This window comes from Cupriavidus sp. SK-3, assembly GCF_000611145.1.
In the GTDB taxonomy this organism is placed as follows: Bacteria; Pseudomonadota; Gammaproteobacteria; order Burkholderiales; family Burkholderiaceae; genus Cupriavidus.
Map to the genome: position 1 here is coordinate 20,432 of NZ_JFJV02000232.1, position 16,099 is coordinate 36,530.

Annotated in this window: 15 protein-coding genes; 7 read left to right on the top strand and 8 right to left on the bottom strand. The window is 66.1% G+C overall.

The features are described from left to right. Positions 1-8: 8 nt before the first annotated feature. Both CF70_RS23650 and CF70_RS23655 read right to left on the bottom strand, forming a co-directional pair. Complete coding sequence (locus CF70_RS23650) at positions 9-971, bottom strand: Bug family tripartite tricarboxylate transporter substrate binding protein (RefSeq protein WP_152561894.1); 963 nt, start codon at positions 969-971, stop codon at positions 9-11. A gap of 182 nt (positions 972-1,153) precedes the next feature. Beyond that, positions 1,154-2,170: a 1-aminocyclopropane-1-carboxylate deaminase gene (locus CF70_RS23655; protein ID WP_035870474.1), complete on the bottom strand. Its 1,017-nt coding sequence runs from the start codon at positions 2,168-2,170 to the stop codon at positions 1,154-1,156. A 204-nt stretch (positions 2,171-2,374) separates the two neighbouring features. On the opposite strand from CF70_RS23655, the gene CF70_RS23660 reads away from it, so the two are divergent. After that, a complete protein-coding gene (locus tag CF70_RS23660) occupies positions 2,375-2,884 on the top strand; it encodes an Lrp/AsnC family transcriptional regulator (RefSeq protein WP_035870476.1) in 510 nt (169 codons plus the stop codon). A gap of 71 nt (positions 2,885-2,955) precedes the next feature. Here the strand turns inward: CF70_RS23660 and CF70_RS23665 are convergent, their stop codons facing one another. Further along, a complete protein-coding gene (locus CF70_RS23665) occupies positions 2,956-4,368 on the bottom strand; it encodes a M20 family metallopeptidase (protein ID WP_035870478.1) in 1,413 nt (470 codons plus the stop codon). 235 nt (positions 4,369-4,603) lie between these two features. Between CF70_RS23665 and CF70_RS23670 the strand changes: the two genes are divergently transcribed. Then, on the top strand, positions 4,604-5,539 hold the full coding sequence (locus CF70_RS23670) for a LysR family transcriptional regulator (RefSeq protein ID WP_035870509.1): 936 nt from the start codon (positions 4,604-4,606) through the stop codon (positions 5,537-5,539). A 42-nt stretch (positions 5,540-5,581) separates the two neighbouring features. Here CF70_RS23670 and CF70_RS23675 read toward each other — a convergent pair whose 3' ends face one another. From CF70_RS23675 to CF70_RS23695, 5 genes are all read right to left on the bottom strand, one after another. Further along, complete coding sequence (locus CF70_RS23675) at positions 5,582-6,544, bottom strand: Bug family tripartite tricarboxylate transporter substrate binding protein (protein WP_035870480.1); 963 nt, start codon at positions 6,542-6,544, stop codon at positions 5,582-5,584. 150 nt (positions 6,545-6,694) lie between these two features. Continuing rightward, the gene (locus tag CF70_RS23680; RefSeq protein ID WP_035870482.1) at positions 6,695-7,867 is read right to left on the bottom strand and encodes a mandelate racemase/muconate lactonizing enzyme family protein; all 1,173 of its coding nucleotides are present in this window, start codon (positions 7,865-7,867) and stop codon (positions 6,695-6,697) included. A gap of 81 nt (positions 7,868-7,948) precedes the next feature. Continuing rightward, positions 7,949-8,653 carry an SDR family NAD(P)-dependent oxidoreductase gene (locus CF70_RS23685; RefSeq protein WP_051648863.1) on the bottom strand — a complete coding sequence of 235 codons (705 nt, stop codon included), beginning with the start codon at positions 8,651-8,653 and terminating at the stop codon, positions 7,949-7,951. A gap of 91 nt (positions 8,654-8,744) precedes the next feature. Next, positions 8,745-9,686 carry a dihydrodipicolinate synthase family protein gene (locus CF70_RS23690; RefSeq protein WP_035870485.1) on the bottom strand — a complete coding sequence of 314 codons (942 nt, stop codon included), beginning with the start codon at positions 9,684-9,686 and terminating at the stop codon, positions 8,745-8,747. Positions 9,687-9,710: 24 nt separating this feature from the next. After that, the gene (locus CF70_RS23695) at positions 9,711-10,577 is read right to left on the bottom strand and encodes an IclR family transcriptional regulator (protein ID WP_051648864.1); all 867 of its coding nucleotides are present in this window, start codon (positions 10,575-10,577) and stop codon (positions 9,711-9,713) included. A 462-nt stretch (positions 10,578-11,039) separates the two neighbouring features. Between CF70_RS23695 and CF70_RS23700 the strand changes: the two genes are divergently transcribed. The 5 genes from CF70_RS23700 (at position 11,040) to CF70_RS23720 (ending at position 15,912) form a co-directional block, all read left to right on the top strand. Further along, positions 11,040-11,357 carry a hypothetical protein gene (locus CF70_RS23700; protein ID WP_035870513.1) on the top strand — a complete coding sequence of 106 codons (318 nt, stop codon included), beginning with the start codon at positions 11,040-11,042 and terminating at the stop codon, positions 11,355-11,357. 111 nt (positions 11,358-11,468) lie between these two features. Then, positions 11,469-12,566, top strand: a complete 1,098-nt coding sequence (gene pdhA / locus CF70_RS23705) for a pyruvate dehydrogenase (acetyl-transferring) E1 component subunit alpha (RefSeq protein ID WP_035870487.1) — start codon at positions 11,469-11,471, stop codon at positions 12,564-12,566. Beyond that, entirely contained in the window at positions 12,559-13,536 is a 978-nt protein-coding gene (locus tag CF70_RS23710) for an alpha-ketoacid dehydrogenase subunit beta (protein WP_035870489.1), read from the top strand. The genes pdhA and CF70_RS23710 overlap by 8 nt, the downstream gene beginning before the upstream one ends. 20 nt (positions 13,537-13,556) lie before the next feature. Then, positions 13,557-14,660: a dihydrolipoamide acetyltransferase family protein gene (locus CF70_RS23715; protein WP_035870491.1), complete on the top strand. Its 1,104-nt coding sequence runs from the start codon at positions 13,557-13,559 to the stop codon at positions 14,658-14,660. A gap of 70 nt (positions 14,661-14,730) precedes the next feature. Then, positions 14,731-15,912 (top strand): FIST signal transduction protein, encoded by a 1,182-nt coding sequence (locus CF70_RS23720; protein ID WP_035870493.1) that lies wholly within the window; start codon positions 14,731-14,733, stop codon positions 15,910-15,912. Positions 15,913-16,099: the final 187 nt, after the last annotated feature.

Below are 16,099 nucleotides of genomic sequence, written 5' to 3' on the forward strand. Positions count from 1 at the left end.
TGCCCGGCTCAATTTGCCTGGATACTGGCCTTCTGGGCGATGGCCCGCATCCGCGGCAAGTCTTTCTCGATCATGGCGCCGACTTGTTCGGGCGTGGCATAGGACGGCTCCAGGCCGTTGGCCACCAGTTTTTCCTGGATTTCGTGATCGTTCATGGTCTGCGCCAGCGCTTTCCCCAGCCGCGCCCTGACGTCGGGCGGCAGGCCTCGCGGCGCCGCGATCGCCACCCACGAATCCGCATCGAACCCCGGGAAGCCGGATTCCGCGACGGTGGGCACATCCGGCAGCAACGTCGCGCGGCGGGCACCCGCGACCGCGATCACCTTGACCCTGCCGCTCTTGATATGCGGCAGCGATGCCGCAATGGTGTCGACCGAGAAGGGAATCTGGCCGCCGATCAGGTCGGCAATGGCCGGGGCGCTGCCCTTGTAGGGTATGTGCTGGAGCTTCATGCCGGTGGCGCCCAGGATCATCTCCCCCGCGAAATGGCCGGTCGTGCCGTTACCGAACGAGCCATAGGCGTATTTCCCCGGCGCGGCCTTCACCGCCGCCATCATCTGCCTGAGGTTGTCCACCGGGACATCGCGGTTGGCCAGCAGGATCAAGGGCACCCGCGCGACCAGGCCAACCGGCTCGAAGCTCTTCACCGGATCGTATGGCAGGTTGGCGTTGATGGCCGGATTGACGGTGAAGGTCGATCCTGAACTGATAAACAGCGTGTAGCCGTCGGGCGCGGCCTTTGCCACGTAACCGGCGCCGACGATGGTACCGGCGCCCGCGCGGTTCTCGATGACCACGGTCTGGCCGAGACGGTCGCCCAGCTTCTTGCCGACCATGCGCCCGATGATGTCAACCGCCCCGCCCGGCGGGAACGGCACCACCAGCACAACAGGCCTGGCGGGATAATCCTGGGCTTGTGCGCTGGCGGCGCACACGGTCATTCCCAGCAGGGACAGCGCTTTCACCGCCATCGAAACGCTTCGTAGAACCACGTTCATTTGCTACTCCTGTGATTGAGCGACGGGGGGCAAACGGGGGCAAACGGGGGGAACGCGAGACCAGGCGCGCTGCCGGTCAGGCGCCCCTTGATACCGGCGTCGAACGACCGGCATCGAGGGGACAGTCAGGCGCGCAGGCCAGCGCACAGGCAGGATCAGCCGTTCCTGAACAGGAAGCTGTAAGCGCTCAGCGCCGGGGCGCCGCCCAGATGGGCGTAGAGCACCTTGGAGCCTTCGGGGAATTCGCCGCGGCGGACCAGGTCGATCATGCCCTGCATCGATTTCCCTTCATAGACCGGGTCGGTCATCATGCCCTCGAACTTGGCGCTCAGCCGGATGGCTTCGAGCGTATCCTCGGACGGCAGGCCATACTCCGGCCCGCCGTAGCGCGTGTCGAGCACCACGTCTTCGTCGGTGATATCGCGGCCGAGGTCGACCAGATGCGCGGTGTTCTTCGCAATGCGCAGGATCTGCGCACGGGTCTGCTCCGGCTTGGCCGAGGCATCGATACCGATCACTCGGTTGGCCCGGCCATCGGCCGCGAAGCCGACCACCATGCCAGCCTGCGTGCTGCCGGTGACCGAGCAGACCACGATGTAGTCGAACTTGAAACCGAGTTCGGCTTCCTGTGCGCGCACTTCTTCGGCGAAGCCGACGAAACCCAGGCCGCCCAGCGGATGCTCGGAGCACCCCGCCGGAATCGGGTAGGGCTTGCCGCCGGCCTGGCGCACGCTTTCCATGGCATCTTCCCAGCTCTTGCGAATCCCGATATCGAAACCATCGCTGACCAGGCGCACGTCGGCGCCCATGATCCGCGACATCTGGATATTGCCGACGCGGTCATAGACGGCGTCCGAGTAGTTCACCCAGTCCTCCTGCACAAGCACGCACTTCAGGCCGAGATGCGCCGCCACGGCAGCAACCTGGCGAGTCTGGTTCGACTGGATGCCACCGATGGAGACGAGCGTGTCACACCCTTGGGCGAGCGCGTCCGGAATGATGTACTCGAGCTTGCGCGTCTTGTTGCCGCCGAACGCCAGGCCGCTGTTGCAGTCCTCGCGCTTGGCATAGAGGTCGACCTTGCCGCCCAGATGCGCGCTGAGTCGTTTCAGCGGCTGGATGGGCGTGGGTCCGAACGTCAGTTGGTGGCGGGGAAAGCGTTTGAGATTCATGCTGACAACTCCTGGGTTGAGGGCGGGGATCCAGGCATCAACACTGGCGAAGAACACTGGCATGTGGAACCACCTTTCGTTGATGCTGCACGGACTCAATCCTAGAAAAAAACGCACGAAACGTGGTTGCAAATATCTCTCTGTTTATGCACTATAAAAAATACGAAATAAAATTTTCGAACTTTTTATTTTTTACAATCATCAATGAACGAAACAAAATTGCGCACCAAATCCGAGCATTCCATGCCGCTTTCCGAGGCATTGGACCGCACCGATAAAGCCATCCTGCGCGCACTTCAGCGCGACGCGTCCATCTCTAATGTGGCGCTGGCAGCCAAGGTCAGCCTGAGCCCGCCAGCGTGCCTGCGGCGCGTGGAGCGGCTGAAGGAACTCGGGCTGATTCGCGGGATCGTGGCGCTGCTGAACCCGGCCGCGCTCGACGCGGGGATGCTGGTGATGATCGGCGTGGTGCTGGACAGGTCCACGCCGGAATCCTTCTCGGAGTTCGAGAAGGCCGCCCAGAAGGTCTCCGGATGCATGGAGTGTCACGTGGTGACGGGCGAATTCGACTACTTCATGATGCTGCGGACCAAGGACAGCGAGAGCTTCAATCGCCTCCATGCGGAGCAACTGCTGTATCTGCCGGGGGTCCGGCAGATACGTTCATTCATGGTGCTCAAGCAGGTGCTGTCGACGACGCAGTTCCCGATCTGAAGTACTGCGGGTGCTGCGGGTGCTGCGCACGCCGCGCGGTGCGGCGAACTGCGCGCCGTGGCGCCTTTGCTTCACACGCCGCGAGGCCGGCTGCCTGCAATGGCAGCGCCGTCTTCGGCGAGGTCCCAGAACACGCCAGCCATGATCTGCAGCGCCTGCCGGGCCACGCTGCCCAGCAGGTGCTCGTCCGGGGCATGCTGGCTGCAGGCCGGATACGAATGCGGAAACCAGAGCGTTGGCAAGCCCAGCACGTCCGCAAACACATCGTTGGGCAGGGACCCGCCGAAATTCGGCAGCAGCGCCGGCGGCTCGCCCGTGGTGCGCCGTACGGATGCCAGGGCCCACTGCACCCAGGCATCGTCCGGATCCAGCCGGGTTGCCTGCATCGGTTCGCCATCTGGCTGGACCTCCACATCCTGGAAGCCATGGGCGTCCAGGTGCTCGCGCAGATGGCGCATGAAGTTGGCGCTGTCGCTGCCCACCACAAAACGAATCTGGCACAGCGCGAACGCGTGGCCGGGAATCGCCCCCACCGGCGCGTCGGGATTCCCGGTCTTGAAGGCAAGTACCTCGAACGTGTTCCAGCCGTAGACGCGCTCGGCGGGCGACAGGCCAGGTTCGCCCCAGCCAGGATCGATCCCGGGATCGGCCGGGCCGCCGCCAACCTCGATGGTGCCGAGTGCCGCACGGACATTTGCCGGCAGCCCGTCGGGCAAGAGCCCGCTGACCAGTACCCTGCCCCTGGCATCCACCACGCTGGCGATCGCATGCGCCAGCCGCGTGCCGGCGTTGCTCAGCAGCCCGCCCCAGTTGCCGGAGTGATGCGCGCCTTCGCGCAGGTTGACGCCAAGCCTGAAGTTGCAGAACCCGCGCGAGCCCAGGAACAGCGTCGGCCGCGCGGCGGCCACGCGTGGCCCGTCCGATGCGATGAACACATCCGCGGCTAGCTCGTCGGCGTACTTCGCGCACACCTCCCGCAAACCCGGGGAACCGGTTTCCTCCCCCATCTCGAGGATCATCTTGACGTTGTAGCCCAGCTTGCCCTTGCGCAGCGCCAGTACCTGCGTCAGCGCGGCCAGGTTGATGGTGTGCTGGCCCTTGTTGTCGGCCGTGCCGCGGCCATACCAGCGGTCGCCGTCACGCGACACCTCCCAGGGCCCATGGCCCTGCCGCCATTGCGCATCCTGCCCGCGCACCACATCGCCATGTCCGTAGGTCAGCACGGTGAATGCGGCCTCGGGCTCCAGCCGTTGCGCCAGCATGAACGGTCCGCCGCCGCCGACCGGATTGTCGACGAGCTTCCAGGTAAATCCCAAGACATCGAGCTGTGGCCCGATGGCATCGGTCAGGTAGGCCGTGAGGATGGCGGCGCTGGCGGGATTCTGACTTTCCGTGCGCATCGCCACGCGTTGCCGGAGCACCTGTTCGAAGCTGCCGTCGTCGAAGTAACGGGCCGCAAGTTCGATGGCTTGTGAGCGACTCATGTCTCTGCTTCCTTGTTCGCGTTGCGTGGATTCTCCGGCACGGTGCGCCCGGAGCGCCCGGAGCGCGCCGGGGTGACCCCTCAAGCGGCGAGTGTTCAAATCCTAGATCGTTGCGAACGTTGCGAAAAGCATAGAATTCAGATGTGTGGTTTGCCTAAATGGCAAACCGCGAAGACCGTGCAAACTGCGCCTGCCGCGCGTGCGGCGCAACCCGATCCATCCGGCCGGAGGTAATGTGCCCCAGTCTCACCGTTTGCAGAGCACAGCGCTGCGCTATTTCCTGGAGGTGGTCCGTTGCGGCTCGATCAGCGAGGCGGCGTCGCGCCTGAATGTCGCCGGATCCGCCGTCAGCCGGCAGATTGCCGGCCTGGAAGAGACGCTGGATGTGGTCCTGTTCGAGCGCAGGCCGCGGGGCATGGTACTCAGCGCCGCGGGCGAGTTGTTGGCCACGCATGCCCGCAAATCCAGTTTCGAGGCCGAACGGGTCGTGGCCGACGTGCTGGCGTTGAAAGGCCTCGGCACAGGGCATGTGCGCATCGCCAGCTCGGAGGGCTTCGCCATCCAGTTCCTGCCGAGCGTCATCGAGGCGTTCCGCGCAAAATACCGCGGCAGCCGCTTCCAGCTGTCGGTGGATGCGCCGGCCGAAGTCACCCGCCGCGTGCGCCAGGGCGAATGCGATATCGGCATGGTGTTCAACTACAGCCGGGTCGGGCAGAAGGACATCAAGGTGGAGCATCGCCAGCCGGCGCCCGGCCTTGCCATCATGCGCGCCGACCATCCCCTGGCGAAGTCCAGGCAGGTCACCCTGTCCCAGCTGCAGCGCTACCCGATGGCCCTGCCGGATGCGGATACCACCGTGCGCCAGGTGTTCGACATTGCCTGCATACGACAACGCGTGACGGTCGACCCGGTACTCACCAGCAACTACGTCGAGACCCTGCTGAACTTCGCGCGGCTGAACGATGCCATCACGCTGGCGAGCGAGGTCTCCGTGCGCCTGCTGCTGGAGGAGCGCGGCCTGTGCGCCATCCCCATCCGGGACCGCGCGATGAGCGACCGCAGTATCGAGGTCCAGACCCTCCAGGGCAGGACCCATGCGGAAGTGGTGCGCGTGTTCCGGGACTTCCTGATCGCGATGCTATCGAGCCGCAATGGCATCGGGCCCGAGTGATATCCCGCCTGGCGCTGGCATGCCGGCGCCAGGCAGGGCGCGTTACTCCGCGCGGATCTTCGCTTCCGCGACGATCTTGGCGGAACGGGCCATATCTTCTTTTTCAAACCGCGCAAAGTCCTCCGGCGTGCCGGGCGACAACAGGTAGCCCTGCTCCGCCAGCCTGGTGCGCAGGTCCGAAGCCAATGCCTTGTTGACCTCGGCGTTGATCCGCCTGATCACGTCCGGCGGCAGCTTGGCCGGGCCCCACAGCCCGTACCACGAGTAGAACTCGTAGCCCGGCACGGTCTCGGCAACGGTTGGCACATCGGGCATGGAGGGCAGCCTCTCCTTGGACGTCACCGCGACCACCCGCACCATGCCGCTCTTGTGGTACGTCAGGGCGCCAAGCACGGGATCGATAAAGCCGTCGATGGCGCCGCCGATCAGGTCCTGGTAGGCAGGCGCCGAGCCCTTGTACGGCACCACCAGGTAATCGATCTTGCTCGTGCGCTTGAGCAGTTCCGTCGACAAATGCCCGGCGGAGGCCTGCGAGCCGATCGCGAACGACATCTTGCCCGGGTGCGCCTGCGCGTAGGCGATCAGTTCCTTGATGTTCTTGATGGGCAGGTTCTTGTTGACCGACACCGCCAGCGGGCCCTTGCCGACCAGCGCGATCGGCACGAAATCCTTCGTCACGTCGTAGGGCGACGATTTCAGCGTCATCGGCGTGGTGGTAAAGGTGGAGGCGCTGAACAGCAGCGTGTAGCCATCGGCGGCCCCCTTGGCCACCGCATCGGCGCCAATGATGCCCTGGCCGCCGGGCCGGTTGTCGACGATAAAGCTCTGCCCGGTCTGCTCGGACAGCTTTTGCGCCAGCATGCGGCCAACGGTGTCGGTGGGCCCGCCGGGCGGGAACGGGATGATGACGCGCACGGCCTTGTTCGGATAGGTCTGCGCGGAAGCGGCGGCGGCGCATAGCAGCAGCGCGCCCGCGGCACAGCGGAAAAATCGGTGGAACAGCATTGTTTGTCTCCTGTCTCGACTGCAGGTCCGCCCTTATGCGTGATGGGGGCGGTTCTTTATCCGGCCGCACGGTTTAGGTTTGCTCCCCGCTCCCGCTTGCGGGAGAGGGAGCAACAACCGTCGTCATTCCAAACGGCTTTGTTCGCGTCTTCAAGGCTGCGCCAGCGCCACCATCTCCGCATAGAGATCCGCCTTGCCCTCGAAACCAATGCCCGGCAACTCCGGCATGGTGATATGCCCGTCGATCACCTTGACGCCATCGGGGAAGCCGCCATAGGGCTGGAACAGGTCGGGATAGCTTTCGTTGCCGCCCAGACCCAGGCCGGCTGCGATATTGAGCGACATCTGGTGGCCGCCATGCGGAATGCAGCGGCTGGGCGACCAGCCGAAGGTCTTCAGCACTTCCAGCGTGCGTTCATACTCGACGAGGCCGTAGGACAGCGCGCAGTCGAACTGCAGGTAATCGCGGTCGGCGCGCATGGCGCCATAGCGGATCAGGTTGCGCGCGTCCTGGTGGCTGAACAGGTTCTCGCCCGTGGCCATGGCGCCGGGGTAATACTCGGCCAGCGTGGCCTGCAGGTGGTAGTCCAGCGGGTCGCCAGCCTCCTCGTACCAGAACAGGGGAAAGTCGCGCAGCATCTTGGCGTAGGCGATGGCGGTATCCAGGTCGAAGCGGCCATTGGCATCGACCGCGAGCTGCGCATCGCTGCCGATCTCCTGCAGCACGGCCTCGATGCGCGCGCTGTCTTCTTCCAGGCTGGCGCCGCCGATCTTCATCTTGACCACGTTGTAGCCGCGCTCGAGGTAGGAGCGCATCTCGGCGCGCAGCGCGGACAGGTCCTTGCCGGGGTAGTAATAACCGCCTGCGGCATAGACGAAGACACGCGGGTTGGCCTTGACGCCGTGGCGCTCCGCCAGCAACTGGAACAGCGGCTTGCCGGCGATCTTGGCCACCGCGTCCCACACCGCCATGTCGATGGTGCCGACCGCCACCGAGCGTTCGCCGTGGCCGCCGGGCTTCTCGTTGGACATGGTGGCTGCCCACACGCGATTGGGATCGAGGTTGGTGCCTGCGTCGTCCAGCAGCGAAGCCGGATCGGCCGCCAGGATGCGCGGCGCGAATCGCTCGCGGATCAGCCCGCCCTGGCCGTAGCGGCCGTTGGAGTTGAAGCCATAGCCGATCACGCGCTTGCCGTCGCGGAAGGCGTCGGTCACCACGGCGACGAGACTGCTCGTCATCTTCGAGAAATCGATATAGGCATTGCGGATGGGCGACGAAATCGGTTTCGTCACTTCGCGGACGTCAATGATGCGGACGGACATTGCTTGTCTCCAGTGTCTGGTGCTCAGGTATTTCGATGTTCGGAATTCGGAATTCGGAATTCGGTATCTACGTCGGGCGCCCTACAGCGAGCCGCCGCCGCAGATCACGATCTGCTGGCCAGTGATGGCCCCGGCATCCGGGCCAAGCAGGAAGCTCACCATCCCGGCCACTTCGCCGGGCTGGATAAAGCGCCCGATGGGCGGCGTGCGCGGCGGCGTGCCCTTGCGGCCGGGATCGCTCAGCATGGGGGTCTCGGTGGCGCCCGGCGCCACCACGTTGACGGTGATGCCGCGCGGCGCCAGTTCCGCCGCCCATGAGCGCGCCATGCCCACCAGCGCGGCCTTGGTCGCTGCGTACTGGCTGCGTCCCGGCGCGCCCGCCGCCGTGCGGCTGCCGATCAACACGATGCGCGCGCCATCCGGCAATGTCGGCACCAGCGCGTTAGCCAGCACGGCGGCGGCTTCCACATGGATGCGCCACATGCCCTCCCCGTCCCCGGCCTTCAGTTCTCCGAGAACCGCCGTGCGCATATAACCGGCGGCATGGACGATGGCGTCGACACGTGGCAGGGCGGCCACGGCGGCGGCGAGTTTCACCGCGTCCGTCAGGTCTACCTCGATCGCGCTGAAGCGCTCGACGCTCTGCGCCGGCGCGCGGTCAAGACCGGTCACCCGCCAGCCAGCGGACAGCAAGCGCCGGGCGATGGCGGCGCCGATGCCGGAACTGGCGCCCGTGACAATGGCATGCCTTGCGGGTGGCGCGTCGGCTTGCATGGATTGGCTCATCGAAGTCCCTTTGGAATGCGGTTGCTGGCGGCCCGGCCTCGCGCGCTGCTTGCGCGCTGCTCGCGCGGCGCGAGGCCGGACCCGTGCAGGATCAGGCTGCAGCCTTCTGGGTGATGCCGGCCTGTTCCAGCGCGGCCTTGATGGCGGCCAGTTCCGCGGCCGACGGGGCATGGGTCGGCGGGCGCACGGTGCCATCGCTCAGGATGCCGGCCAGCGCCATGGCGGCCTTCATGCGGCCGTGCGCTTCGCCCGTGGGTTCACCGGCGCCATACACCGCGTCCTTGAGCGGATTGATCAGGGCCTGCACGCGCATCGCTTCATGCAGGTCGCCAGCCTTGACCGCCTTGAGCAGATCGTTGATCAGGCCGGGAATCAGCGAGGCAAAGCCGACCAGCGCGCCGTCCAGACCCTGCACCAGCGACGCCAGCAGGTATTCGTCATGGCAGGTCATCAGCACCTTGGTGGGATCGGCGGCGCGGATTTCCTTGATGTCGCGCGCGTACTTGTTCATCTCGCGCTCGCCCATCTTGAAGGCCTTCACATAAGGCAGCTTTGCCAGTTCGGCGAGCAGTTCGGACGAGTAGGAGCCACGCGTCCAGGCGGGGTAGATATGCACCACCAGGGGCAGCCCGCTGGCCTTGCCGATGGCGTTGAAGTAATCAAGGCAGTGTTCCGGCTTGAAGCCAAAGCGCAGCCAGTGATGCGGCGGCATGATATCGAGTCCGGCGGCCCCGGCTTCCTTGGCCCAGCCAGCCTGCTCCACGGCATCGTTGATGCCTTCGCAGACCACCGACGAGATCACCGGGCAAATGCCCTTGGTGGCGTCGGCGGTGATGCGGGTCACTTCGGCGCGCTCGCGCGGGGTCAGCGAGAAGACTTCACCGGTATGGCCATTGGTCATCAGGGCGGTCACGCCCTCCTGCCCGCCCAGCCACCTGGAGAAGCGGCGCAGCTCCGGTTCGTTGATGCTGTAGTCCGCATTGAAGGGGACTGCAATGGCGGGAATGATGCCGCGGAAATTGATATCAGACACGTTCGTCTCCTGGTAAGGCTTGCGCTATCTGCGCAATACGGTGGTGGTCAGGGTGGGAGGAATGAATCCTCCGGAGGGTTGCAACGCACGGGCCAGCTCGGTGGCGGCATGCACTACCGCCGGGGCCGTGGTCGATTCGAAATCTTCAAGCGAGGTGTTCATCGCCGGCGCCGCCACGCTCAGGCCCGCAACCGGCACGCCGTCGACATCCAGCACCGGGGCGGCGACCACGTAGAGGCCCGATACGGTCTCCTGGTCCGACAGCGCATAACCCTTGGCGCGCACGGTCTTCAGGCGTTCAAGAATGGTGCCGAGATCGGTCAGCGTGTGGTCGGTCAGCTTTTGCCGGGGCTGGGCATCCAGCACGCGGGCCTGCATGTCCTCGGGCAGCCAGGCCAGGATGGCGTAGCCGACGGCGGTGGAATAAGCCGGCACCCGGCTGCCGATGCGGATATCCACGCCGAGCCGCGTCAGGCCCGCCTGGATACGCTCGGCGTACAACACATCCGGGCCATCCAGCACGCCGATGGAAGCGGCTTCGTTGATCTCCCCCACCAGCGCGCGCAGGATCGGCCTTGCCCGCGTGCGCAGGTCGGAATGGGCGATGGCGTCGAAGCCAAGGTCCAGCACCTTCAGCGACAGCCTGAACAAGCGCGTGTCCGGCACGCGCTGCACGTAACCGATGTCCACCAGCGTGTTGAGGAAGCGGAAGGCGGTCGCGTTGTCCAGCCCGGAGCGCCGCGCCACTTCCGCCATGGTGAGTTCGGGCTCCTGGGCCGAGAACGCTTCGAGAATGCGGAAGCCCTTCGCCAGCGACTGCACCGTGTTCTTGGATGCGTCGCCCGCGCTGCTTGCTTTCGATGCGGAACGGACAGGGTTCTCGGTAGCCATTTCAATCTCCACGGTTAGTTCAGGTGCGAACCCGGCTTGAGTTCGGATTCCGAATTTTAATTCGCTGAACTGACAGAGGAAAGCCCTCGCTCATGACTGGTGGATAAACGCCGGCATCGCTGCCGGCCCCTAAAATTCGGATTGCGAATTTTTATTCGCAATTTAGGTTTGGAAAATGGCACCGCATCGCGGCACCTCTTGCTCCTGCCCTACGCCCTCGGGCGCCCTCGCATTTATTCGGATTGCGAACTTGTATTCGCGATATGAAATAGTTTAGACCTCGCTTCCGTGCATGAGCAAGCCCGATTTCCCTAGGGTTTTCACCAGGAACAGACCTTGGAGGAAAGACAGATCAGGCCGCAAGCGACCGGGCGTTACCCCACATTGCCGCACTCCCCTCAATCGCCCCAACCACCGCAATAGGATTACACTGAAAACGAGACAACCCTCCGGAGCGGCATGATGGACGGCATTGACCCTCAACGCACCTTCCGCGGTCTTCCCCTGACCCCGGAACAGGATGCGGAAGTCAGGCACTACATCAAGAAGCAAAAACAACGTAGTGCGGAATGGGATACACCTGAGCTGGCCGCCATGCTCGCGGACATGCTGAGGCCGCCAAGCAACGAGGACGAGGACTTCGATCCCACGGCCGAAGACGCCAAAGCGGCGTCCGAACGCGCGGCGGCTTCCGTCGACGAGGATATGGACCCGATCGAGGCCGGCGAGGAGCGGATCGCAGCCATGGAAGCCGAGGCGATGAAAGGCCCCAAGCACTGAATTGCAGGTGTAGCGTGCGAGCGTGCGCATCGCGGCTCCATGGCCGGAACGCGCACCGGAAGAAGACAGCCCCCAGTGCAATCACTGGAACACAAGAACAAAGGGCATGCCATGGCGACCATCGCGACATTCGAAATCGGGTACACGCAGTTTCTCGATCCACAAGGTGAGCCGACCCAGGCGCTACCGGCCTTTGCCCTCGATCCCGAGGCACTGGTGCCGCTGTACCGGGCCATGGTGCTGACGCGCCAGTTCGACCTGAAGGCCATTGCACTGCAGCGCACCGGCCAGATCGGTACGTTTGCCTCCGCGCTGGGCCAGGAGGCGGTCGGCGTCGGCGTGGCCAGCGCGATGCGGCCGGAGGACGTGCTGGTGCCGTCCTACCGCGATCATGCCGCGCAGTTCCAGCGCGGCGTCTCGATGACCGAGAGCCTGCTGTACTGGGGCGGCGACGAGCGCGGCAATTTCTTTGCAGCGGCGCCGCATGACTTCCCCAACTGCGTGCCCATCGCCAACCAGGTCTGCCATGCCGCTGGCATTGCCTATGCCATCAAGCTGCGCGCGGAGCCGCGCGCAGCGGTCTGCCTGCTCGGCGACGGCGGCACCTCGAAAGGCGATTTCTACGAAGGCATGAATATGGCCGGTGCCTGGCACGCGCCGCTGGTGCTGGTGGTCAACAATAACCAGTGGGCCATCTCCATGCCCCGCAGCCAGCAGACCGCCGCGCAAACGCTGGCGCAAAAGGCCATCGCGGCCGGCATCCCCGGCCTGCAGGTGGATGGCAACGATGTCGTCGCGGTGCGCCAGATGACACTGGAAGCGCTCGAACGGGCGCGCGCCGGCGGCGGGGCCACGCTGATCGAGGCGATCACCTACCGGCTCGGCGACCACACCACGGCGGACGACGCCTCGCGTTACCGCGACAGCGATCAGGTCAAGCAGCACTGGCTGCTCGAACCGGTTGCCAGGCTGCGCAACTACCTGTTGCGGCTGGGCGCCTGGGACGCGGCGCGCGAAGAGCAGCTAGCCAAGGCTTGCGCTGGCGAGGTTGCCGCCGCAGTGGAGGCCTATCTGGCGATTCCCCCGCCAGACACGGCGGCGATGTTCGACTACCTCTATGCCAGCCTGCCCGAAGCGCTGGATACGCAAGTGGACACGGCGCGGCGCTTCGCACCGAACGCGCCGGCAAGCGAGAGCGATCATGGCTGAAATCCATCTTGTCGAAGCCGTCAACCATGCGCTGGCCTATGAACTGGAGCACGACCCGCGCGTGGTGCTCCTGGGCGAGGACATCGGCGTCAACGGGGGCGTGTTCCGCGCGACGGCCGGGCTGCAGGCGCGCTTCGGCGCGCAGCGCGTGATCGACACGCCGCTGGCCGAGTCCGCCATCGCCGGCGCCGCCGTCGGCATGGCGGCGATGGGCCTGGCGCCGGTGGCGGAAATCCAGTTCACCGGCTTTATCTACCCCGCCATCGACCACATCATCAACCACGCCGGCCGCCTGCGCCACCGCACGCGCGGCAGGCTGAGCTGCCCGATGGTGCTGCGTTCGCCTTTCGGGGCCGGCATCCACGCGCCGGAGCATCACTCGGAAAGTCCCGAGGCGATGTTCGCGCATATGCCGGGCCTGCGGGTGGTGATCCCGTCGTCGCCGGCGCGTGCCTACGGCCTGCTGCTGGCGGCCATGCGCGACCCCGACCCGGTGGTGTTCCTCGAACCGACCCGGCTCTACCGGCTGTTCCGCCAGGAGGTGCAGGACAACGGCGAGGCGCTGCCGCTCGATGTCTGCTTCACGCTGCGCGACGGCGACGACATCACGCTGGTGAGCTGGGGCGCGATGCTGCAGGAGACGCAGGCCGCCGCCGACCTGCTGCTGGACGAAGGCATCTCCGCCGCCGTCATCGACGTCGCCACGCTCAAGCCGCTCGACATGGGCACCATCCTGGAGTCGGTCGGCAGGACGGGCCGCTGCGTCATCGTCCACGAAGCGCCGCGCAGCGCCGGCTTTGGCGCCGAGATCGCGGCGAACCTGGCCGATGCGGGACTGTACTCCCTGTCCGCGCCGGTGCAGCGCGTCACCGGCTACGACACGGTAGTGCCGATGGCCAGGCTCGAATACCAGTACCTGCCCAGCGTGGCGCGGATTGCCGACGCGGCGCGCAGGGCCATGGCCGCCTGAAGTCGTTCCTGGGAGCGTTGATGAAAATCTTCAAGTTACCCGACCTGGGCGAAGGCCTTCAGGAAGCCGAGATCACCGAGTGGCACGTCAAGCCCGGCGACACGGTGGCGGCCGACCAGCCGCTGGTTTCGGTCGAGACCGCCAAGGCCATCGTCGAGATTCCCTCGCCCTACGCCGGACAGGTTGCCAGGCTGTTTGCCGCGGCCGGCGAGATCGTGCATCTCGGCGCGCCGCTGGCCGGCTTCGAAGGCGCAGGCGAGCCGGAGGATGCGGGCGCGGTGGTGGGCGATGTCAAGGTCGGCACGCAGGTGGTCGCGGAAGCGCCCGCCGCCCTGGGCCGCGGCGGCGGCGCGGTGCGGGCAGTGCCCGCCGTGCGCGCCCTGGCGCGGCAACTCGACGTGGACCTGGCAATCGTCACCCCTTCCGGCGCGGATGGCGTCATCACCGCCGCCGACGTGCGGCGCGTGGCCGCGACGCTGGCGGATCTGGGGCCGCCGGAAGTCTTGCGCGGCGTGCGGCGCGCGATGGCGCAGAACATGGCGCGCGCGCAAAGCGAGGTCGCGGCGGCGACCGTGATCGACGATGCCGACATCCACGCCTGGGCGCCCGGCACCGACACCACGATCCGGCTGGTGCGCGCGCTGGTCGCCGGATGCCGCGCCGAACCCGGTCTCAATGCCTGGTACGAAAGCCAGACCGGCCGCCGCCATGTACCGAAGCGGATCGACGTAGGCATTGCGGTGGACCTGCCCGAAGGCCTGTTCGTGCCGGTGCTGCGCGACACCGGCAACCGCGACGCCGCGGACCTGCGGCGCGGCCTGGACCGCATGCGCGCGGACGTGCGCGCGCGCAAGATCGCGCCCGAGGAAATGCGCGGCAACACCATCACGCTGTCCAACTTCGGCATGCTCGCCGGCAAGTACGCGGCGCCCATCGTGGTGCCGCCAACGGTGGCCATTCTTGGCGCCGGCCGCATCCACGACGCGGTGGTGGCAGCCGGCGGCGTGCCTGCGGTGCACCGCATCCTGCCGCTCAGCCTTACCTTCGATCACCGGGTAGTCACGGGCGGCGAAGCCGCGCGCTTCCTGGCCGCGGTGATCGCCGACCTGGCCTTGCCGGTATAGCCCGGAACAGGCCAGAACACATCTTGCAGGGCGAGGCCCGGCAGCTTGCCGGCCTGGCCGCGGAGCGACCATGTCCGATGCTTCTTTCATCCATGCTCACGCAGCCCATGACGACTGGCGGGAGGCGCTGGCCCAGTGCCGGACGCAACTTGACGCGCAACTGGCGGCCCGCCAGGCAGCGCCGGGCGGCGGCGCCGCGCTCACGCTCGGGTGGTGTTACCTCAGCGACTATTACGCGCCGTCGGCCGAGGACATACTCGCCGCGCTGCGGGAACACTGGCCGGGCGTGGCCTGGGTGGGCACGGCCGGCGTGGGTGTCTGCGCGGGCGGCGTCGAGTACATCGACGAGCCCGCCATGGTGCTGATGGCGGCCTCGTTGCCGCCCACCGCGTTCAGGCTGTTCTCCGGGCTGCAGCCGCTGCCCCCCGCCTCTTCCGCCTTCGTGCCCCATACCGCGCTGGTGCATGCCGAAGGCAGCACGCCGGATGTCCAGGACCTGCTGCACGAACTGAGCGAGCGCACCGCCACCGGCTACCTGTTTGGCGGCCTGTCTTCGGCGCGCAACCGCACCCTGCACATCGCCGATGGCGTCTTCTCCGGCGGGTTGTCGGGTGTGCTGTTCGACGCCGGGATCGGCCTGATCTCGCGTGTGACGCAGGGCTGCAAGCCGATCGGGCCGGTGCGTATCGTCACCCGTGCCGCGCATAACCTGCTGTTCGAACTGGACGGCGAACCCGCGCTCGACTGCGTCCTGAAAGACCTGGGGCTGGGCCACGACGTGCCGGAGGAAACCTTGTCCAGCGTACTGTCCGCCACGCTGGTAGGCCTGAGCACCGGGGGCGACGATGCACCCAGCGTGCCTGGCAGGTTCGGCGTGGAAACGCTGGTGCGGCATGTGCTCGGCGTGGACATGCAGCATGGGGTGCTGGCGCTGGCGGATGTGGTGGAGGACGGGATGCGGCTGGCGTTCTGCACGCGCAATCCCGCCGCGGCGCGGGCGGATCTGGTGCGCGTGGCTACCGAGATACGGGCTGAGATCGAGAGTGGCGTGGCTGGCCATGCCCTGGGGGCACTGTATATCAGTTGCTCCGGGCGGGGCGGGCCGCATTTTGGGGCGCCGGGGGCGGAGTTGGAGATCGTGCGGGAAGCGTTGGGGGATTTGCCGTTGGCGGGTTTTTTTGCCGGGGGGGAGATTGCTCGGGATCGGCTTTATGGATATACGGGGGTGTTGACGGTTTTTACTGGGCGGTGAGGGGGTGTTGGGGGTTTTGTGGGGCAGCTTTTGAGGCTTTTGGCTACGGGTTATGTGGGTGGGTGGTATTTTGGTGCTTCTAGCTGCTGGCGCGGCTGTGCGGGGTTGGCCGTTTTCGCACGGGGTGTCACTTTTCTTTAGGAGCCGATGACATCGCTGGTCGCTGTTTCTTTGAGCGGTGTTGGTT